At 47.7% G+C, this 20,077-nt stretch carries 20 protein-coding genes; 17 read left to right on the top strand and 3 right to left on the bottom strand.

Features of this window, described 5'->3' with window-relative positions:
* Positions 1 to 314 precede the first annotated feature (314 nt).
* The 16 genes from AC1RM2_RS21095 to AC1RM2_RS21020 all read left to right on the top strand — a co-directional run bounded on the left by AC1RM2_RS21095 (position 315) and on the right by AC1RM2_RS21020 (position 15,592).
* Positions 315 to 2,309: a reverse transcriptase/maturase family protein gene (locus AC1RM2_RS21095; RefSeq protein WP_492983872.1), complete on the top strand. Its 1,995-nt coding sequence runs from the start codon at positions 315 to 317 to the stop codon at positions 2,307 to 2,309.
* Positions 2,310 to 2,373: 64 nt separating this feature from the next.
* A complete protein-coding gene (locus AC1RM2_RS21090; RefSeq protein ID WP_492987133.1) occupies positions 2,374 to 3,597 on the top strand; it encodes a hypothetical protein in 1,224 nt (407 codons plus the stop codon).
* Positions 3,594 to 4,097, top strand: a complete 504-nt coding sequence (locus AC1RM2_RS21085; protein ID WP_492987132.1) for a hypothetical protein — start codon at positions 3,594 to 3,596, stop codon at positions 4,095 to 4,097. Before AC1RM2_RS21090 ends, AC1RM2_RS21085 begins: the two co-directional genes overlap by 4 nt.
* 88 nt (positions 4,098 to 4,185) lie before the next feature.
* Positions 4,186 to 4,518: a DUF4133 domain-containing protein gene (locus AC1RM2_RS21080; protein ID WP_492987131.1), complete on the top strand. Its 333-nt coding sequence runs from the start codon at positions 4,186 to 4,188 to the stop codon at positions 4,516 to 4,518.
* Positions 4,515 to 5,318, top strand: coding sequence for a hypothetical protein (locus AC1RM2_RS21075; RefSeq protein ID WP_492987130.1), 804 nt, complete (start codon positions 4,515 to 4,517; stop codon positions 5,316 to 5,318). The genes AC1RM2_RS21080 and AC1RM2_RS21075 overlap by 4 nt, the downstream gene beginning before the upstream one ends.
* Before the next feature lie 89 nt (positions 5,319 to 5,407).
* A complete protein-coding gene (locus AC1RM2_RS21070; RefSeq protein ID WP_492987129.1) occupies positions 5,408 to 7,861 on the top strand; it encodes a TraG family conjugative transposon ATPase in 2,454 nt (817 codons plus the stop codon).
* Positions 7,862 to 7,899: 38 nt separating this feature from the next.
* Positions 7,900 to 8,049, top strand: a complete 150-nt coding sequence (locus tag AC1RM2_RS21065; RefSeq protein ID WP_492987128.1) for a hypothetical protein — start codon at positions 7,900 to 7,902, stop codon at positions 8,047 to 8,049.
* A 5-nt stretch (positions 8,050 to 8,054) separates the two neighbouring features.
* Entirely contained in the window at positions 8,055 to 8,738 is a 684-nt protein-coding gene (locus AC1RM2_RS21060) for a conjugal transfer protein TraI (protein ID WP_492987127.1), read from the top strand.
* Positions 8,739 to 8,898: 160 nt separating this feature from the next.
* Entirely contained in the window at positions 8,899 to 9,543 is a 645-nt protein-coding gene (locus AC1RM2_RS21055; protein WP_492987126.1) for a hypothetical protein, read from the top strand.
* 1 nt (position 9,544) lies between these two features.
* Positions 9,545 to 10,189, top strand: coding sequence for a TerB family tellurite resistance protein (locus AC1RM2_RS21050; RefSeq protein ID WP_492987125.1), 645 nt, complete (start codon positions 9,545 to 9,547; stop codon positions 10,187 to 10,189).
* Between the two features lie 10 nt (positions 10,190 to 10,199).
* On the top strand, positions 10,200 to 11,339 hold the full coding sequence (traJ, locus tag AC1RM2_RS21045) for a conjugative transposon protein TraJ (RefSeq protein WP_492987124.1): 1,140 nt from the start codon (positions 10,200 to 10,202) through the stop codon (positions 11,337 to 11,339).
* A 51-nt stretch (positions 11,340 to 11,390) separates the two neighbouring features.
* The gene (gene traK / locus AC1RM2_RS21040; RefSeq protein ID WP_492987122.1) at positions 11,391 to 12,008 is read left to right on the top strand and encodes a conjugative transposon protein TraK; all 618 of its coding nucleotides are present in this window, start codon (positions 11,391 to 11,393) and stop codon (positions 12,006 to 12,008) included.
* A 93-nt stretch (positions 12,009 to 12,101) separates the two neighbouring features.
* Positions 12,102 to 13,247: a conjugative transposon protein TraM gene (traM, locus tag AC1RM2_RS21035; RefSeq protein ID WP_492987121.1), complete on the top strand. Its 1,146-nt coding sequence runs from the start codon at positions 12,102 to 12,104 to the stop codon at positions 13,245 to 13,247.
* A 4-nt stretch (positions 13,248 to 13,251) separates the two neighbouring features.
* A complete protein-coding gene (locus AC1RM2_RS21030) occupies positions 13,252 to 15,009 on the top strand; it encodes a hypothetical protein (RefSeq protein WP_492987120.1) in 1,758 nt (585 codons plus the stop codon).
* Between the two features lie 16 nt (positions 15,010 to 15,025).
* Positions 15,026 to 15,310 (top strand): hypothetical protein, encoded by a 285-nt coding sequence (locus AC1RM2_RS21025; RefSeq protein WP_492987119.1) that lies wholly within the window; start codon positions 15,026 to 15,028, stop codon positions 15,308 to 15,310.
* Positions 15,311 to 15,340: 30 nt separating this feature from the next.
* Positions 15,341 to 15,592, top strand: coding sequence for a helix-turn-helix domain-containing protein (locus AC1RM2_RS21020; protein ID WP_492987118.1), 252 nt, complete (start codon positions 15,341 to 15,343; stop codon positions 15,590 to 15,592).
* A 41-nt stretch (positions 15,593 to 15,633) separates the two neighbouring features.
* Here the strand turns inward: AC1RM2_RS21020 and AC1RM2_RS21015 are convergent, their stop codons facing one another.
* The gene (locus tag AC1RM2_RS21015; protein ID WP_492987117.1) at positions 15,634 to 16,740 is read right to left on the bottom strand and encodes a Fic family protein; all 1,107 of its coding nucleotides are present in this window, start codon (positions 16,738 to 16,740) and stop codon (positions 15,634 to 15,636) included.
* A gap of 217 nt (positions 16,741 to 16,957) precedes the next feature.
* On the bottom strand, positions 16,958 to 18,214 hold the full coding sequence (locus AC1RM2_RS21010) for a tyrosine-type recombinase/integrase (RefSeq protein WP_492987116.1): 1,257 nt from the start codon (positions 18,212 to 18,214) through the stop codon (positions 16,958 to 16,960).
* 293 nt (positions 18,215 to 18,507) lie between these two features.
* Between AC1RM2_RS21010 and AC1RM2_RS21005 the strand changes: the two genes are divergently transcribed.
* On the top strand, positions 18,508 to 19,704 hold the full coding sequence (locus tag AC1RM2_RS21005) for a tyrosine-type recombinase/integrase (protein ID WP_492987115.1): 1,197 nt from the start codon (positions 18,508 to 18,510) through the stop codon (positions 19,702 to 19,704).
* A 3-nt stretch (positions 19,705 to 19,707) separates the two neighbouring features.
* On the opposite strand, the gene AC1RM2_RS21000 is transcribed toward AC1RM2_RS21005, so the two are convergent.
* On the bottom strand, positions 19,708 to 20,010 hold the full coding sequence (locus tag AC1RM2_RS21000; protein WP_492987114.1) for a hypothetical protein: 303 nt from the start codon (positions 20,008 to 20,010) through the stop codon (positions 19,708 to 19,710).
* Positions 20,011 to 20,077: the final 67 nt, after the last annotated feature.

Raw genomic sequence — 20,077 nt, 5'->3', positions numbered from 1 at the left:
CAGTCATTTGACCTGTGAGGGAAACCAAATATCAGGGAACATAGCACAATGACAAACCCATAAGTCAGCGAGTTACCAACGCTGCGACTGAATGGTGAGACGAAAAGACAGGTATAAGGATAAAATCCATACTGATTGAACGATAGCCTAAGTGGTCTGTCTCGGGACTATGACGTAAGGTAACTGAAATCGTCATACTGTGGTACTGTTGTTCCGCTGTTCAGGAGCATCAGCATAAACAAACCACAGCGCAAGTGCAATAAGCATTAAAAGGTAGAAGTCGTATCCGAGAACCTGTCGCGCCAATAGTTAGTATGCAGCTAAACGGGGATTACCTAAGTCGGAATGCCACTGGCGTGGCTATAAAGCGCAGGCTTTTGAATATCCGATATGGTAACGGAGTCCTCGTAGTAGTCCGAGCAAGGGAAAGCCTTGTACATGGCGAAGGAGGACAGCTAATATTTTTAATACAATTAATGGAAAATGTGAGAGACATTATGAGAAATCCAGAAAGAGTGTTAAACAGTCTGACAGAACACAGTGCTTTAAAAGAGTACAAGTTTGAGAGACTTTACAGGATTATGTTCAACAAAGAGATGTTCTTTATTGCCTATCAAAACATTTATGCGAAAGAAGGCAACATGACAAAAGGGGTCAATGAAGAAACCATTGACCAAATGAGTATCGACAGAATTGAACAGCTTATTGATATGCTGAAAAATGAAGCGTATCAGCCAATGCCCTCGAGGAGAACGTACATTCCCAAAAAAAATGGGAAAAGACGTCCTCTTGGAATTCCGGCTTTCAATGACAAACTGGTACAAGAGGTAATCAGGATGATTTTAGAGGCTATTTATGAAGGCTACTTTGAGAAAACATCTCATGGGTTCAGACCCGAAAGAAGCTGCCATACAGCCTTAAAGATAATCCAAACCACTTTTACCGGCGTGAAATGGTTTGTTGAAGGAGATATAAAAGGCTTTTTTGATAATATCAATCATGAAACCATGATTAGCATACTTCAGGAAAGAATCTCTGACGATAGATTTATACGCCTTATCAGAAAGTTTTTGAACGCTGGGTATGTTGAAGAATGGGTATATCATGGAACCAACAGCGGAACCCCGCAAGGTGGTATCATCAGCCCCATACTGGCAAACATTTATCTGGATAAACTGGATAAACATATGTCCGAATACAAGAAAAAATTCGACAAAGGAGAAGCAAGGCAGAGAAATCCTGTTTACCGAAAACTTGAAGTCCAAAGAGGCAATGCGGTTCGAAAACTTAAAACAGAAACGAATGAGATTAAGAGAGAGGAACTGATTAAAACTATTAGGGACATAGAAAAAGAACGCCCCAATATCCCATTCACGTTAGCGCAAGATAACGAATATAGGAGGATTGTTTACCAGAGATATGCAGATGACTTTCTGATTGGCATAATCGGCAGTAAAGAAGATAGCCAACTTATCAAAAACGAGATAGGCAAGTTCCTGTCAACGGAATTGAAGTTAGAGCTTTCAGAAGAAAAGACGCTGATTACCCATGCCAATAAGCCTGCAAAATTCTTGGGATATGACATCTATGTAAGGAAATCGAACCTGACAAAAAGGGATAAAGCAGGAAAATTAGTAAGGAATTACGGTGGAAGAATTGTTCTCGAAATAACAAACGAGACTATTAAGAAAAAGCTACTGGACTACCGGGTACTGAAAATCGTTAATCATAACGGACATGAAGTATGGAAACCCAAAGGCAGATATTCTTTAAAAGACAATGACGACCTCGAAATCCTGGAACAATACAATGCTGAAATCAGAGGGTTCTATAACTACTACTCAATTGCCAACAACAGTTCTTTAATCAACTCATTCTATTACATCATGAAGTACAGTATGTATAAAACATACGGTACTAAATACCGAACCTCCGTCCACAATGTCATAGAGAAATTTAGACAGGATAAGGACTTTGTGGTGAAATACCGCAATAAAAAAGGTGAAACAAAGACAAGGGTGTTTTATAATGATGGTTTTAAGCGAATAAAAAATTCATGGTACGATAAATCAATTGACATCATCCCTAACTCGGTCATTTATAGAAGCTCAACGAGCCTTATTGACAGGCTTGCCGCCAATAAATGCGAGTTATGTGGAAAGGAAGACTGTAAGTTGGAAATGCATCATGTGCGAAAACTAAAAGATCTCAAAGGCAAAAGCTATTGGGAAACACTAATGATCGCCCGTAATCGCAAAACGATGGCAGTATGCCTTGATTGTCACGGTAAAATTCATCATGGAGGATAGACTGATAATATTAGTGGAGAGCCGTATACATGGAGACATGTACGTACGGTTCGGGGGCGAGTACTTGAAAACCTACCGTAGTAATACGGCAAGGCGTTGGGTGCTTAGCCTACAGCGCAACGGACGCGGCGCGCGCCAGGGTAACATGCTGGCCAAATCCGGTTACGGCAATAAGGTGATGAATTTTATTTATGCCGTCGAGCAGTCGCTGGATAACTACAAATTCAACCTGCTCAAGAACAAGCAAACCTTTATTGCGCAGATGAAAAATTGCGAGTTGAATGTGCGTACCATCGACGAAGGCTCCATCGATGAAAAAAGCGGCATGAACTTCTCGGAATACATCGCCATCCTTTCCGGTGATACGACCTTGCTCGAAAAAACCAAGCTGGAGAAAAAGATCGCGGTCACCGAAAGCCTGAAGACCGCGCATTTCAGGGAGATCGTGCGGGTGCGCTACCAACTGGAGAACCTCGAAAAGGAACAGGCAGATAACAGCCGGACGCTCCGGGCACTGGAGGCCGACCAGTCGCTGTACCATAGCTACCTCAAATTGGAAAAGGACGGCAGCAAATCCAACCCGATCCAGTTGAAGGAGCTGCCGAGCGCTGATACCAAAGCCATCGGCAATTACCTGATCAGGCTATACCGCGCCTGGAAACCTAAAAGCAATGCGGAGAACCCCAAAGACCTGGGCGAACTGTATGGTTTTAAACTCTATATCCGCCATGAAAAGGAATTGGGCAGCCTTGACGGCAAGCTGTTCAATAACGAATACAACAGCCTGTATGCCGAAAGGCCGGACGGCAGTGTCCGCTATACTTTCAGTTCCGGCGCGCCAAATACCGATAACCCGAAGCTGGCCGCGCGCTATTTCCTGAATGCTATTGACAAGGTGGACGGGCTGGTGGAGAAATACCTGAACGAGCTGCGTGACATGGACGAGCAGGTACCGCAGCTCAAAGCCCTGTTGGACAAGCCATTTGAAAAAGAGGCCGAGCTCCAGCAAATGAAATCCGAACTCAGCCGCCTTGAGCGGGAAATTGCGCGGCAAATACTGGAAAAACAGCAGGCACAGCAACAACCGGATGGCGAACAGCTGGCAATCAACCAGCAGACTGGTGAGGAAAAAAACACAACAGTAGGGACAGAGGCGAGAGTGGTCAGCCTGCAGGAACCAGGTCATCAACCGCTTGAGCGCCTGGCCGCTAATGCAGGTGAAGCCGTTTTCCCCCATCTCCAGGAAATCAGTCAGGTACTCAAAAAAGCAAAGGGGGTACGGCTATGAAAACGATCATCATCGAGCATTTCCGCTGCCCGCTGCACCGCTATACCTTTTCCGTCAAAGCGATCCGTGTGTGGGTGGAACAAAGCTGTGAAGGCTGGGTACTGAACCTCTTCGCCGGGCAAACCAAACTGGCCGTCAGCGAAGTGCGCAATGACCTTGATCCCGCTATGCCGGCCGATCATCACCTGGACGCATTGGAATTCCTGCGTGGCCGGACCGGTGAGAAATTCCGCACCATCCTGCTGGACCCGCCCTATGCCTACCGCAAAAGCATGCAGCTCTACAAGGACATGGTGTGCAGTCCCTTCCGGCAATTGAAGGATGCTATCCCGCCCTGCCTTGAACCCGGCGGCCTGTTCATCACCTTCGGCTATCATTCTGTCAGCATGGGCAGGAACCGGGATTTTCACCTGGAACGGCTGGCCATATTCAGCCACGGCGGTGCTATTTATGATACCCTGGCCAGTCTGGAGCGGTATAAACCCACGAACACCTCCTGATTTTTCCTCTCATCAATTGAAATTTCTGCTGGCGACAAAAAAAGCAAGGTCAGCGAACGGTTATCAATAGCTCCTAAAAGCAAGCATCATGAACAACAGCATTTATAACATCAACAAAGGCATTAACAAAAGCATCGAGTTCCGGGGCTTACGCGCACAGTACATCTGGTATTTCGGCGGCCTGGTCATCAGCCTTATGATCCTGTTCGCTGCCCTGTATATCCTAGGCGTGAATACCTGGATCTGCCTGGCGCTGATCGGCGGCGCTGCAGCGGGCGGCACCTTCAAAATATTCGCGCTCAGCCACGAGTACGGGGAGCACGGGCTGATGAAGGCCTTGGCGAAAAAGCGGCTGCCCCGAGTCCTCAAATCTTATACCCGCAGGAATTTCCAGCAATTCAGTGAAAGGAATAAACCATGAAGCAATCAGGTAACCCGGCTATTTTCACCATTGAAGGCACCCCCTTCCTGGTGGATATTGAAAAACAGGTATTACGTCAAACCAATAACCCGGCCAATGAAATATCCTTTATCCATGATATGCAGGATCAGGGCGCTTTTTATCACCTGCTTTACGACCTGGACGAGCAGCACGTTGCAAAGGACTTGTTTGATGAAAAGAGGGTCAAGGTCGTCGAAGTCCCGCAGATGACCGACCTTGACAGGGATGGTATGGCTGCCAAATATGGCCTCCCTCCGGAACAGGTCATGGGCAAGTCCGACTTCGTGCTGATTGTTGACCAGGCTGCGCTCGACAAGCGGCTGAAAGGGGTGCTTCCCCTTATCGATATTGCCGGTGAATCCTTTATAGTCGACCTGCGGCTGCATGAACTGCGGCATCAGCAACATTTCTTTCCGGTGATCAGCCTGAAAAGCTTTGAGCTGACCAATGACGGCTGGAACTATGAAGCATTTTATCACCCGGTCATCAAACAGGTCGTGGAGATCGACCCCAGGCTGACCGAGTTCCCGGAAGGAGTGATCAAGATTCGTATCCCGAACGAGATCGGGCTTGATCCCGTTGCGACTGCCAGGCAATACGGCATGGACGAAAGGGGAATGCTACGGCGCTACCCCATCCAGGCGGCTTTGAAAGCAGAGGTCATCCTGCTCAGCGAAACCAATATCCCGGCGCTGATCCAGCGCAACCGGGAACAGTTGCAGCAGGAACACCAGGAAATCACCAGGCGCATCAAGCCTCGTATGCGACCGAAATTTTAACGCCTGCCGGGGAGGAAAAAAAGAGACTTGAGTTTCTTTTTCCTAACCGGCCCCGACTGAAAATAATAACAGCAAGAGAGATCTGTGAGATGGAAAAAGAACTGAAAAACATACTGCCCATCATGGGCATCGAACACGACTGTATCCTGTCCAAACAGGGCGACGTAACGGTAGTGTTTAAAGTGAGCCTGCCGGAGATATTCACCCTGTCGGATGAGGATTATGAAACCCTGCACCAGGCCTGGGTGAAAGCCATCCGGGTTTTGCCAAAGGAGACCATCCTGCACAAACAGGATTGGTTTATGGAAAAACAATACCGGCCGGAAAACGGGAAGACAGTCCGCGGGTTTTTAAAACAGGCTGCCGACCGTTATTTCAGCGGACGCCCTTACCGCCAGCATGAAGCTTATATCCTGCTGACCAAGAAGCCTGCCGGGCGCAAACCATCCAGTTCGCTGCTCTCCAACCTGCTGCGGTCCACCCTCGCGCCGCAGGACACACTGAAGCCACAGTCCTTACGGAATTTTCTTGACCTGGCGGGGCAGTTCAAACGCCTGCTGGAGGACAGTCGCCTGATCAAGTTGCATCGCCTTAAGGCCAATGACCTGCAAAGCCAGGTCGGCAAAAGTGGCTTGATCGAACGCTACTGCTACCTGTCGGAAAAGGAAGAGCAACTGCTTTACCGCGACATACGATTCGAGGAGGGCGTACAAATCGGCGAGCACAAAGCGACTATCTATACCCTGGGCGATGCCGAAAACCTGCCCGGCCTGTGCGGTTCACGGATTACTTATGATGCCTATTCTACCGACAAAACCAAATTCCCGGTCAGCTTCGCGGCCAACCTGGGCCTGCTCTTACCCTGCAACCATATCTATAACCAGTATATCCTGGTCGGTGATGCACAGGCCACGCTCAAGCAACTGGAGAAGAAAAGGCTGCGCCTGCAATCCTTATCGGCCTATTCCCGTGAAAACGCCATCTCGTTGTCAGCAACCAACGATTTCCTGAACGAGGCCATCAGCCAGGGGCGTTTGCCGGTCAAGGCGCATTTCAATGTCATGGCCTGGTCGGCTGATGCCGAAGAACTGAAAGACATCAAAAACCAGGTCGCCTCGGCGCTGGCCGGAATGGACGCCGCCGCCAAACCCGAAACAACCGGCGCCGCGCAGATCTGGTGGGCGGGTATCCCCGGCAATGCAGCCGACTTTCCCATTAACGATACCTTCGACACCTTCGCCGAACAGGCCTGCTGCTTTCTGAACCTGGAAAGCAATTATAAAAGCGCAGGACCCGACGAAGGGATCCGCTTCTGCGACCGTGCCGGCACCCCGGTATTCGTCGACCTGTTTGACGGGCCGCGCAGCCAGGGTATTGCCTCGAATATGGGCGTACTCGTCTGCGGCACTTCCGGCGGTGGTAAATCCATGACGGTTAACCATATCCTGCGTTCGCTGTACGACCAGGGCGCGCATTGCGTGACCGTAGATATCGGCGGTAGCTATCTCGGTTTGTGCGAACTGGTCAAAGGTTATTACTTTACCTATACCGAAGAAAAACCGATCCGCTTTAACCCATTTTATATCAAAGCCGGGGAAAGTCTCGATACCGAGAAAAAGGAAAGCCTCAAGGCTTTACTAGTCGCGCTCTGGAAACAGGAAGACGAAGCCTATAATCGCAGCGAATACGTCGCGCTATCCAACGCCCTGCAAGGCTATTACCGGCAGCTGGCGGAAGATGCGGCGATATTTCCCTGCTTCAATACTTTTTATGATTACCTGCAAAATCATTACGGGGAGATACTGAAAGACCAGCGGGTAAAGGACCGCGACTTCGACCTGGACAATTTCCTGTATGTGCTGGGGCCGTTCTACCGGGGCGGTGAGTTTGACTACCTGCTCAACGCCACCGAAAACCTCGACCTGCTCGACCAGCCTTTCATTGTGATTGAGTTAGACAATATCAAAGACCACCCGATCCTGTTCCCGGTAGTAACACTCATCATCATGGAGCTGTTTATCTCCAAAATGCGCAAGCTACAGGGCGTCCGCAAAGTGCTGACCATCGACGAAGCCTGGAAAGCTATTGCCAAATCCGGCATGGCTGAGTTCCTGAAATACGCCTTTAAGACCATCCGGAAATTCAACGGGATACCCATCGTCATCACCCAGGAGCTGGAAGATTTGATTTCCTCGCCTATCATCAAGGACGCGATTATCAATAACGCGGATATCAAGATACTGATGGATATGCGCAAGTTCCAGGGCAAGATCGGAAAGCTGCAGGACGTACTCGGGATGAACGAAAAAGGCAAAACCATTCTGCTTTCCGTGAACAAGGATAACCGCGAGATCTTCATCGATATCGGCGGGCAGCTCCATAAGGTCTTTAAAAACGAGCTCTGCCCCGAAGAATATTATGCCTATACCACGGAAGGCAAGGAACGGGTAAAAGTCAGGCAGCTGGCTGAACAATACGGCAGCCTGGAAAAAGGCATTGAAATGCTGGTGAAAGAAAACCAATTGGAAAACATTAAACCATAACCAGTCATGATGACCAGTACAAGGTAACCGAAAGCTGGATGCCCACTTATGGCTGGCATTCGGGCGGCCACCTGATCGGTATCGGTTGCCACCGTTACCTGATCTGCGACCCACTCCGGCAATTAATGTACCTGGAAAACTGGCCGGAGAACGGCGACTGTACCGTAGAAATTTACCATTTAAACTAAAAGCCATGAGTCCAAAAATCAAGATCCTCATCTGCACCCTTGCCACCCTGCTTTTTTCCCTCACCGGGAACCTGGCCTCCGCGCAGATCCCGGTGGTCAATATCGTCTCCGCAATTATCAAAAAGGTGATCATCGCTATTGACCTGAAAGTGCAGCAATTGCAAAATCAGACCATCGCCCTGCAAAATGCAGAGCAAAACCTGGAAAACAGCCTGCACCTGTCCAGCCTCAATGATATCAACAGCTGGCTCGGCAAAGAGCGCAAGCTATACTCGGATTATTACCAGGAACTGGCAACGGTTAAAACGATCATCTCCGATAATGTTGAAGTCAGGACCATTATCAGCCGGCAAAAAAAATTGCTGGCCGAATACCAGTCGGCCAGCAGCCTCTTCCACCAGGACCGGCATTTTTCTCCGTCGGAGCTCCAGGCCATGGAGAATATCTACAGCGGCATTTTACAGGAAAGCTTGCGCAATCTCAATGAAGCGCTGCTGGCCATCAGTTCCTTCAGTACGCAGATGGATGATGCCGAAAGATTTCAGCTCGTGCATCATGCCTCCGCCGCGATGCAGACCAACCTCGACCATTTGCGCCAATACAATAGCCAGAACGTGACCCTCAGCCTTGAACGCGCCAAGGATAACAACGACCGGCAGCAAGTCCGGCAGCTGTACGGACTACCCTGAACCGGCGGTTGATCTTTTTCCCTCACCGAAAATGTGACTGGTTAGGAAAAAAAGCAAAAGGCATGAGAGAGCGGGTAGAACCGCGGAGTGGATTTAACACTTCGTTTTCCCCTCACCTGCAAAGATTTGAAAAATGAAAAATAGTAAAAATCAACGAAATATGAAAAAGTATCTCTTAATTTTTTCCCTCACCGGCCTACTTTCCGGGCAAAGCCGGGCGCAGGGCACTGGTGGTTTTTTTAACCAGCAATCTTCCAAGATCAAAATCATGCTGGTGCAGATCGCGGGTTATGAAACCTACCTGCATGCGATCAAAAGCGGTTATGGTATTGTCAGCAACGGCCTGAACACCGCCCATGAAATGAAGGGTGGCACCTTTGGGCTGCATACCGCTTATTTCAATTCCCTGCAGCAGGTCAACCCGGCGATTACCGGCAATCCAAAAGGCAAGGCGATTAGCGGCCTGCGTAGGCAGATCAATACCCTGTTCGCAGCTGAACTGAGCTGGCAACAGCAGCAAAAAATTTTATCCGGCGATGAGATCGCTTATATCCAAAAGGTTTACCAAAACCTTGATAAAAAATGCCAGGCGGATATGGATGAACTTTTACAAGTGCTGACGCCGGACAAACTGCAACTGACCGATCACCAACGGCTGGAACGGCTCGATAATCTTTATGCAGCCATGCAGGATAAGCAGGCATTTGCCGCATCCTTCATTACCAAATGCCGGAAGCTGGCCACCGACCGTCAGCATGCCCGCCAGCAGAACGACCAGCTCAAAAAACTTTACGGTATCCAGTAAGATGAAAAAGATCATTTCCATTACCCTGATCGTCCTGGCCGTGGGCCTGACGATCCCGAAAGCAGGTAAAGCACAATCCATCGCCGACTGCATCGAACAACTCGCACTGGATTACCAGAAGTTGAGCGGCCTGAAAAGGATTTTATCGCAAATGTACCAGGGTTACGAAATCGTGAGCAAGGGTTACCATGCGGTACAGGACGTGTCTAAGGGCAATTTTACCCTGCATGAAGCCTTTCTTAACGGCTTAATGATCGTCAGCCCGGCCGTGCGGCAATACCCGCGCGTGGCGGATATTATCAATGACCAGGCGACCATACTCAGCGAATACCGTTCCGCCTGGGCGATGTTCCGGGGGAACGGACATTTCAAACCGGATGAGACCGGCTATATGATGGATGTTTACAATAACCTCATTTCGGCCAGCCTCAAAAACATTAACGACCTCACCATGATCCTGACCGACAGCCGGCTGCGGATGAGCGATGCCGAACGGCTGACGGCGATTGACCATATCTACACCGCCGGCCACGGGCAACTCCGTTTCCTGCGCGGCTTTAACGACCGCACGTATCGCCTGGCGGTACAGTTGGCACGGGATGCCAATGACCAGCAAACCCTGAAATCTTTATATGGCATTAACTAACGAAAAACCGATGAAAAGAAAAACAACAACGGGGATTATAGCTGCCCTTGCCTTCCTTTTTGTACCCGCGCTCACTTATGCGCAGGGCGTGACCAGCGACCTGCACAGCTTGCAGGGTATGCTCAATGACCTCTACAATCAAATGATGCCCTTGTGTGCAGGCCTGATCGGTGTGGCGCGCGCGATTGCCGGTTTTGCTACCTTATGGTATATCGGCGCCAGGGTCTGGAAGCACCTGGCGGCTGCTGAACAGGTGGATATTTACCCGCTGCTACGGCCTTTTGCCATCGGCTTTTGCATCCTGGTTTTCCCATCGGTGCTGACGCTGATGAACGGCGTATTGCAGCCCGTCGTGGATGCAACGCATGGCATGGTCACCAATACCAACCAGGCCATTGAAACGATGCTCGCCAACCAGCAAACGCAAAGCACCGCGCAACCAGGTAGTTCGGGGCTGAACAATGACCCGGACAAATGGTACCAGTACAGTCATCCCGATGGTACAGACGGTTCCAGTGGAACTGCTCCCGCGACCAACCTGTCCGACCAGTTTTCCGGCTGGGGCTGGAAGAATATGGTCAAAAAGGCTATTGCCGAGCTGCTCAATGTGCTGTTCGAAGCAGCCGCGCTCTGCATTGACACCATCCGGACCTTTAAGCTCATCGTCCTGGCTATCCTCGGCCCGCTCTGTTTCGGGCTGGGTGTTTTTGACGGATTCCAGCATACGATCAAGCAATGGATCGCACGCTATGTCAATGTCTTTATGTGGCTGCCGGTAGCCAATATCTTCGGGGCGATCATTGCCAGGATACAGGAGAACATGCTCCTGGCGCAGCAGAACGGCACACTCGGCGGCAACGCGTTCGGCAATGAAAACACGGCTTACCTGATCTTTTTGGTCATTGGCATCGTCGGGTATTTCACCGTGCCCAGCATCGCCAACTATATCATGAATGTTGGCGGGCATGCTTTATTCAGCCGCACCAGTGCGCTCGCCTCGATGGCCGTGTCCTATGTCAGCGGCAACCTGATGCAGGGCTTTTTTAACCCGTCACCGCCACCGCCGCAAGCCCCTCAAAATAGCCAGCGCAATGCCCATAACGGCCAATCCGCCGCCCGTGACAAGCTTTCCGGCTCGGGCAAAACCTGATGGCCGGAAATAAATGGTTCGTGAAAATGAAATGTGATAAAGAAGAAAACCATGTTTAAAAAAATGAAAAATATCGAGACCGCTTTCCAGCATGTGCGCGGTTTCACCATCGCCGTAGTTATTACCGCTGCAACGATCAGCTGCTATACCGTTTACCAGTGTAAAACGCTGATCGCCGCGGTTCAAAGCCGGATCTATATCCTTTATAATGGTAAAGTGCTCGAAGCCATGGCGGCAGACCGGAAGGATAATGTCGCCGTAGAAGCGCGCGATCATGTAAAAACTTTCCATGAACTGTTCTTTACGCTCGACCCCGATGATAAAGTCATCCAGGCCAACCTCACCAAAGCGCTTTACCTCGCCGACGAATCCGCCAAAAAGGAATACGATAACCTGAGCGAGAACGGCTACTACGCCAACGTGATCGCCGGTAATATCAGCCAGCAGATCAAAGTCGACAGCGTATCGGTTGACCTCCGCAATTATCCCTACGCTTTTAAGTGCTATGCCACCCAAAGCATCATCCGGACAACCAGCACCGTTGCCCGCAGCCTGGTCACGGAAGGGGAACTCCGGAACGTTTCGCGCAGTGACAATAACCCGCACGGGTTCCTGATCCAGCGCTGGGAGACGATAGAGAACAAGGATATCAAGGTCATTAACCATTAGCGATATTAACCTGACTTACCCCTTTGTTTTTTCCCCTCACTGGGAACCATTTCGAAGCGGAACAACAAGCTCAAAATCAATAACAACCCATAAATGAATATCAAACAGAATACCATGAAACAGCAAACATTGACACCCCAATTGCAGCGCCAGCGCAAAATGCTACTGGCGCTCCCGGTTATCATCCTGCTATTCCTCACACTATTCTTCTGGGCGCTTGGCGGGGGCAAAGGCAACCCGGCGCTGGCACAAACCACCGGGCAGCGGGGATTGAATACCAAACTGCCTGACGCCAAACTCAAGGATAACCGCGCACTGAACAAGATGAGCTACTATGAACAGGCCACACTTGATTCCAACAAGCTGCGCCAGCAGATGAAAAGTGACCCGTATTACCGGAATCCCAGCCGTGGCGATACCTCCGGTCTGCATTTTCCTTTAACGGTCAAAGGCAATAGTGGAGGTAAAAGGAATTTTTACCAACCCCAGCAATCCAATGGTACTTCCGGCGAGAATGCCGATAGGGTGTACCAAAAACTGGCACTACTGCAATCGACGATCAATAAACCGCCGGTTGAACCTAAGCCAGCGATAACCCCGCCAGCCACCGGCACGGAAAGCCCTTTAAAAAATGCGGTGGCGCCTGAAGATCCCCAGCTCAGCCAGATGAACGGCCTGTTAGAAAAGATCCTGGATATCCAGCACCCGGAACGGGTTAAATCCACAGCGGCGCAAAGCGGGAATATAACCCCGGTTAAGAAATTCCGCGCCATCCCGGCCGTGATCGAAGGCACGCAAAAGATAGTCCAGGGTACGGTGATCCGGATGAAGATTTTGGATACGGTGACCATCAGCGGAACATTGTTCAGCAAGGGGCAACTGATCTTTGGCAACGGCACATTGGCCAGCCAGCGCTATACGGTCAATATCAAAAGTATCCATGTGGGTTATAATTTTTACCCAGTTGACCTGACGGTTTTTGATATGACCGATGGCTTGGAAGGGATCAACGTGCCGGAAGCGGTCACCGGCGATGCGCTCCGGGATGGGGCAAACAGCGGCGTGCAAAATATGGATGTCATGAGCTTTGACCCCTCGATGACGGCACAATTGACCACCGCTGGTATCAATACCGCGAAAGGGCTTTTTGGTAAAAAGATCAGGCGGGTCAAAGCTAAGCTCAAAGACGGGCATCAGCTACTCCTGCGGGATAACCTGGAAGTAAAGAACAATCATTAAGGCCATGATCATTCTAAGCTTTGACAGCGAATTGACGCGGAACGCATTGGAGAACGCCCTTCAGGAAAAAAAGCCCTGGGTAGCATTCGATGACCAGCCCGACCAGGAACTGGATCCTAACAGGCTGCATTTCTTTATTTCAGCCGGCGAGGCTGAAAAGTTCTGCGAAGAAGCAAACGGGCCGGATATTTTTTTGGGGCAGGTCTTCAACCAGGCTCACTATACTTACCTGTCGGTGGCCTCTTTAAAGGCCAGCCTGGAGCAAGCCCCTACTGAGCTCATCAAGATCGATATCATGACCATTGCCCGGGAGATGGCAGCGCAAAACCTGTATTTGCCGGCGGGTTATCATATTGAAGACCTGGAATCAAACCTTGCTGCGGGGCTATATCATCCCGTTTTCTGGCAGCGTGAGATCGATCCGCTCAAAGAGATCGCCGATTACCAGGTCGTTGCCCACCGGCATGATGGCGGGCAGATCTACGAGATCGGGCATAGTCACCGGGTACTGGAAACATTTGGCAGCTATAAGGATGCCCGCAGCTTTATGGAGCATGCCGTGCTGTACAACGAATTGTCAGACAAAGGAACAGATTATTTGCTGGCTGGCCGTTTTCACGGGCAACGGCTCGAACTGGATTTGGAGGGTTATACCTTGCCGCACGCCGGTTTGACACTAACAGCGGCGCATCACGACGATCAGCATGGCCACGATTATGACGAGATACATTCGCTTTCCGAGCCAGTTACGCTCAGCCAGTATTTCTTTGCAGGCCTGCGCGACGGGAAACTGGCGCTTTTCAACGATAAACTGGAGCCGACTGCCATCGGCAGTCCCCAGCACCTCCTTTACCTGGCCTATTTTAACCACGATTATTTAACCATTAAAAATTCAAGCATTATGAATGAGCAAAGTTTCGATTATGTAAAGAACCAGTTGTTTTACCTGGGTTTCGGTGAAGAGATCGCCAAACCTTTACGTGAACAAATGGAAAAGAACCTCACCGAGTTTACGATTCCGCATAGCCGCAAATTCGGTCAGGATGAAACCAGTTCCATCCTCCATTTTTCCAAAGGGGATCAAAAGGATAAGGACATGACTTTCTTTAACCGCGCGGATGTAACGCTGAAGCAACCGGGCAAGGACGATTTGACGCAGACGTTCTTCTTCGGAAAGGACTATAACTACACGCTCCAGGAGCGCTACAACATGATGGATGGGCGTGCAGCCTACCGCGAGCAGCCCAAAGTGGCGCCCGTAGAGGAAAACGGCGAGGTGAGGATGAAGCCGACCGGTGAAACTTACTTCGGCTGGCGGGGGCTGGATTTTAAGAACGCTGATCAGTATGGGAACTTCAACCCGAAAGTGATGTTTTGGAACCACCAGAAGGAGGTGAGTAAATACCCGATCAAGGGGATCGAGGAAAACTACGATAAGCAGCGCTTAATCGCCAAACTGGAAAAAGGCAACAAGGTGGATGTGATTTTGCTGCGTGACGGACAGGAAGTGCCGGCTAAAATGGTGGCCAATCCGCGTATGGCGCGTTTGGATTTCTACGATAGCAACGGGCAAACCCTAATGGTTCGTAAAGTAGAAAAACAGGCCATTGATCAAACGCAGCAAGTGGAAATGACCCCGCAGGAAGTGCAGCGGGCTGCGATTTCACACGCAGAGGAACAAAAGCAGGGTCAAAAAACGGGGACTGCTGAAGAACAAAAAAACAACGCGACCCAGCGAAAAAAAAATGGTGTACACATCTAACCAATAGGCGTTTCGCGTGGAAAACTTTAAGCCATTATCGGAATTTTTTGAAGCCGCCAAAAAGGACGGACGCATCACCATCAGCCATATCGGGCTGTATGCCGTGCTGCTCCAGGCCTGGCAGGATAACCAGTTTCAGAATCCGGTAATGGCTTTTAGTCATGAGATCATGGCGCTGGCTAAAATGTCGGCCAGGGCAACCTATTTTAAATGCCTGAATGACTTGAATGACCGGGGATATATCCGTTACGAGCGGTCTTTTAAGCGCAATGTCCGCAGTAAAGTATACCTGCTCTATTGAAAAAAAAATGAATAAATAAATCGTAAAGGGATGGGATTGGAAGTATTAACAGCAAACGATTTAGAAACGTTTCGTGCTAAATTATTAGGCGATATTGAGACGCTGATAAATAGAAAACAGCCCAAAAAGTGGCTCAAAACAAATGAAGTGATGGAGCTGCTGGGTATGTCCGAAGTAACGTTGCAAACCTTGCGTAACCGCAAACAGATACCCTTTAAAAAATTGGGAGGCATCTGTTATTATAATGCAGAAGAATTGGATGATTTCCTGACGAAACTTTGAAAAATGACAAATATTGTCGTGGCAGCTGTTTAAATAAGCGCTTATTCTGAAAGTATCCTGTATAATTCCAGGTTTAAGTAATAAGCGCTACCGGAAATGATCCTTTTTTCCAGGATGTGCATGTCCGTCAATTGATCCAGGTATTTTCTGGCGGTGTTCTCGGCATAAGCGTCCTCGAGATGCTTCACCCTGGTAAATGGTTGGGTAAACAGGGCGTTGACTAAAAGCTCAGGCCTGACGATGTCTGTTTCGGCCGCGATGAATTTCAGGATGGCATCTTTTGCACCAATAATATCATTAATCTTATTATAAGTGATATTAGCGGTTACCTCTACCGTTTTCAACATAAATAACAACCAGTTTTCCCAACTGCCCCGCTGGGTAATACCTGCCAGGCCGGCATAATAATCATCTTTATGTTCCAGGATATAACGGCTTAAAAAAAGGATGGGGTAATCAAGCAAACCTTTGTTAGTCAAATAATGGATATTAAATATACGACCGGTACGTCCATTACCGTCCCGGAAAGGATGGATGGCTTCAAATTGAAAATGCCCGATGGCCATTTTCAGCAGAGGGTCCAAAGGATACCGCTCATCATCATTCAAAAAATCGATCAGGTTGTTCATTTTGGCTTCTACAATACCCGGTCCTCTGGGTGGTGTATAAAAAGCCCTGCCTGCGTTCGGGCCTGTACCTCCTTCTTTAATATTTATCTGGGCGACCGGCGGCCTGATACCATCGCCGAACTCGGTAATTACACGATAGGTTTTTACAAAATAGGCTTCATCAAATCGCCGGCCGCCTTGTAAATGCTGGTAACCTTCCCAAAGGGCTTCCCGGTAATTTAGGATTTCTTTCGCAGGGCTGTTAGCCTGTTGTGTCTGATCCTGGCTATAGGCCTTGTAGAGTTCATCATCTGTAGTAAAGATATTCTCGATGGCGCTGGAAGCTTTTGCTTCCTGTAGACTAATCGAGTTGATCAGCAAGCCTTGATTCGGTATAACGATGCTACGTCCCTGTAGTCGGCCTAGTGCAGCTTTAGCATTACCAAGTTGCTCATAAATGATGACCGACTGGTAAAGCCCGGGATCAATGGGAAGTTCCGGTAGATTATTCCAGGGTATGTTGCGGTCGGGGTAAGCCATATGCAAATATAGAAAAAACAGGCAAACTCGCCTTAAAACACAACACATTTTAAGGCGAGTTAAATATCTCACCTTAAAATATGTTCGTTTCTACGCGCTCACCTTAAAATCAATACATTTTTAAGGTGAGTGTAGGATCTCACCTTAAATTGGCGGTCAATGTATCTTTCCACCTTAACATCTACTCTATTTTAAGGTAAGTTATTGAATAAATGGGCTATATCAAAGCCTCATTGATAGCTTGGGTAATAATGCTATCTTCAATATCATCAAGATAGGTACGTGTTTGTAATTGTGTCTCGTGACCGAGCGCTTCCTGGATAATCCTGGTGTCAACCCCGGCTTCATTTAAATGACTTGCAAAACCGTGACGCAGTGCGTTTGAGGTGAAAGTCTTATTCCAACCGATAGCCTTTGCCATCGCCTTGCTGTCCTCGTTGAAATCTTTTAAAGCGGAATCAATTCGTGCATCCACCTTCATGGCATTATCGTGTTCCTTCATCAGGAAAGGGAAAATATAGCCGGCATCGGATTGAACAGGGTAGTCTTTGAACACGTCCAGCACCTTTGCTGCTTTGGGGTGCAATTCAAAATCATAGGCTCGTTTGTTCTTTGAACGCTTATAAGCAACGCCCCTGTTCTCAATTTGCTCCCACTTTAATTTCAACATATCATTAAAATTCATACCCCTGGCATAGTACATAAATTGCATCATCAGGTGTGACCGGTAAACGCGGGTGTCTTTGGCTGGCTTTAAATTCAAAATACGTTTCCAATACTCCGTTTTGATTGACCGCTTTTTGGTACGTATCCTTTTATAAGCTTTGAACTTGATATACTGTTTTGGATGATGGTCTTTGGTAACCAGCCCATCTGTTATCGCAAGGTTCCATACCCGGTAGTAAGTTCGCAAGTAGGTGCTTTTTGTAGATTCCGAATTCCCGGCCATTTGCTTTTCATAAGCTTCGTGATCGGCCCGGGTAAATGCCAGGAACATTTTATCCTTATTTTTCAATAACTTTTTTAGCGTGAGATTGCAATTATGAAAAATGTTGGCGTAACCGGGGTTTTCATCTGCACGAAGCCCGTCAATGATCGTTTGGGTATAGGCCATAATCTTGTTCGGTTTATCCGGCAGCATATTGATTTTAATATGAGCAGTCAGATTCGTTTTAACTTCTGTCGTAGTGATCATCCTTCCAGCTTTTTCCGCAAACTTGATTTCGAAGTTGATATCCTCAGTAAGTTTTTTAATACGTGCAACCAGGTCGATGTATTTAGGATGGGTGGATAGCGGACAGCCATCCTCACTGTTCCAGTTTTCGACCAAGCTGCTAAAACCGGTGGCCATATATTTAGGAACGCGGTTTTGGATCATTCTGATCCTGACTTCATGCTCGCCGATAACTAATTGTTTTTCATTTTCGCGGACAGTTTGGTATGTCCACAGGATGGGTTTTATTGATATTTCCATGGTCACTTTTCCTTTCACAAGTAAAACACAAGTAAAACAAATTTAGGTAAAAGTGATTAAAAATGCCAAGATTTTGAGCAAAATATTTTACATAAAATACTGATATTTAGATATTTGAATGAAATTTATAACCAATTGAAATTTGCTAAAAAGCCGATGGCATGCAAGAGGTCATCGGTTCGACTCCGATATTCTCCACTCAGACACTTAATGCACCTGGTAATCAGCTATTTAGCTACTCACCAGGTGCTTACTCTGACAAAACTCTGCCACAGCCCCTCAATTTCGGGGCCATGAAAACGGCAGAAATCACCTACACAACCCCCAAATTATTCAAGGGAAAAAAGATTGATCAGGTTCCGAAAGGCTCTACAAAAGCCCGCGAGGAAGCCAAACAAAGCTGGTACATTGAATTTTTCTTTTATGATCCGGCTACCCGTAACATGGAACGGTTCAGGTTCAGTAAAAATCTGAACAGGGTAAAAGACCCTAAAGAAAAACTTACCCTTTTCACTGAACTGTTAGAAACCTACAGCGAAGCTTTAGACGGCGGCTGGAGTCCGATTGACGAAAGGAGTAACGAAAAACTAAAGCGGCAGGTCGTTTCTTTATCTCTCGAAGAAGGCAAAGTTCTTTTTGAAGCCTACCACGAAGCTAAGGGCACCCGGAAAAAATCCATTCAATCCTATCTTTCTAAAGTTAAAATGTTCATTGCCTATTACGGGGAACATAAAAAAGCTACCGAGATCAGCGATTATGAGATCACCCACTTTTTAGACCACCACGAGCGATCCGAAAAATGGATGGGTGTTACCTACAATAACGCCCGGATATCGCTTAATAATTATTTCCGCTATCTTAAAAAGAACAAGTACATCGAAATTAACCCGGTAACGGATACAGAAACAAGGAGAAAGTTAGCGACTGAATCCCACCAGGTATTTTCCGACGACGATTTTAAATTAATTATAGACTGGCTGCAAGTCAATGATCCTTATTGTTTATTATTCGTTAGGATGATCTATTACACCTGTATCCGGCCCAAAGAATTACGATACCTGCAATTAAAGTTCATCAGCTTAGAAAATGATACGATCACTATACCTGCATCTATCGCCAAGAACAAAAAATCATTGCCGGTACATATTGATGTGAGTTTAAGAAAAGAGCTGGATAAACTTAAAATTCCGAAATACCCCAGGGATTATTACCTGTTAGGTTCGCCGGATACTATTATAGCCGAACAGAAAATCGGTGAAAACACACCTTACGAGCGTTTTCAAAAGTGTCTGAAAGCTTTAAACCTCAAAGACAAAAATTACACGCTCTATTCCTTCAAGCACTTTTCCAATGTCAAAAAGTTTAAAGCAGGCTGGACACTCGCAGAAATATGCTCTGCAAACCGGCATAGCAGTTTAGTTGAAACGGAAACTTACCTAAAAGATTTATTAAAATTTGTTCAATCCGATAAGCTGATACCTGCTATATAACAGCTATTTCTTTTTTCTGACTGATCCCAAAAGGATTTCGGCCATAAACCGTTCCTTTTGGGATTTCATTTTTAAGTGCTTTGCCGGGAAGTGCAGCGTATGTATTTCGCTTATCTTTTTGGTAATATCAGAAAGCATAGGAAGCGACTTAATCAAACTGTCTAATTGCTTTTCTTTTTCGTTGAGTTTGATAATAACCTCAATTAACCGTTGAACGATTAATGCTAATGGTATTTCCCCCAACTCTATTTGATTTAGCAACTCTGTGATGTCTAAATCATTTGATTGTGTTTTTTCAGGCAACATAGTTATCGATTAAACTATAAAGTTGCCACTCAAACATAGGAATTTTTGGCAGTCCTGAAAAAAGGCG

Source organism: Mucilaginibacter sp. GW822-FHT03E02 (assembly GCF_058801545.1).
This window is presented reverse-complemented; position numbering and strand designations above follow the sequence as displayed.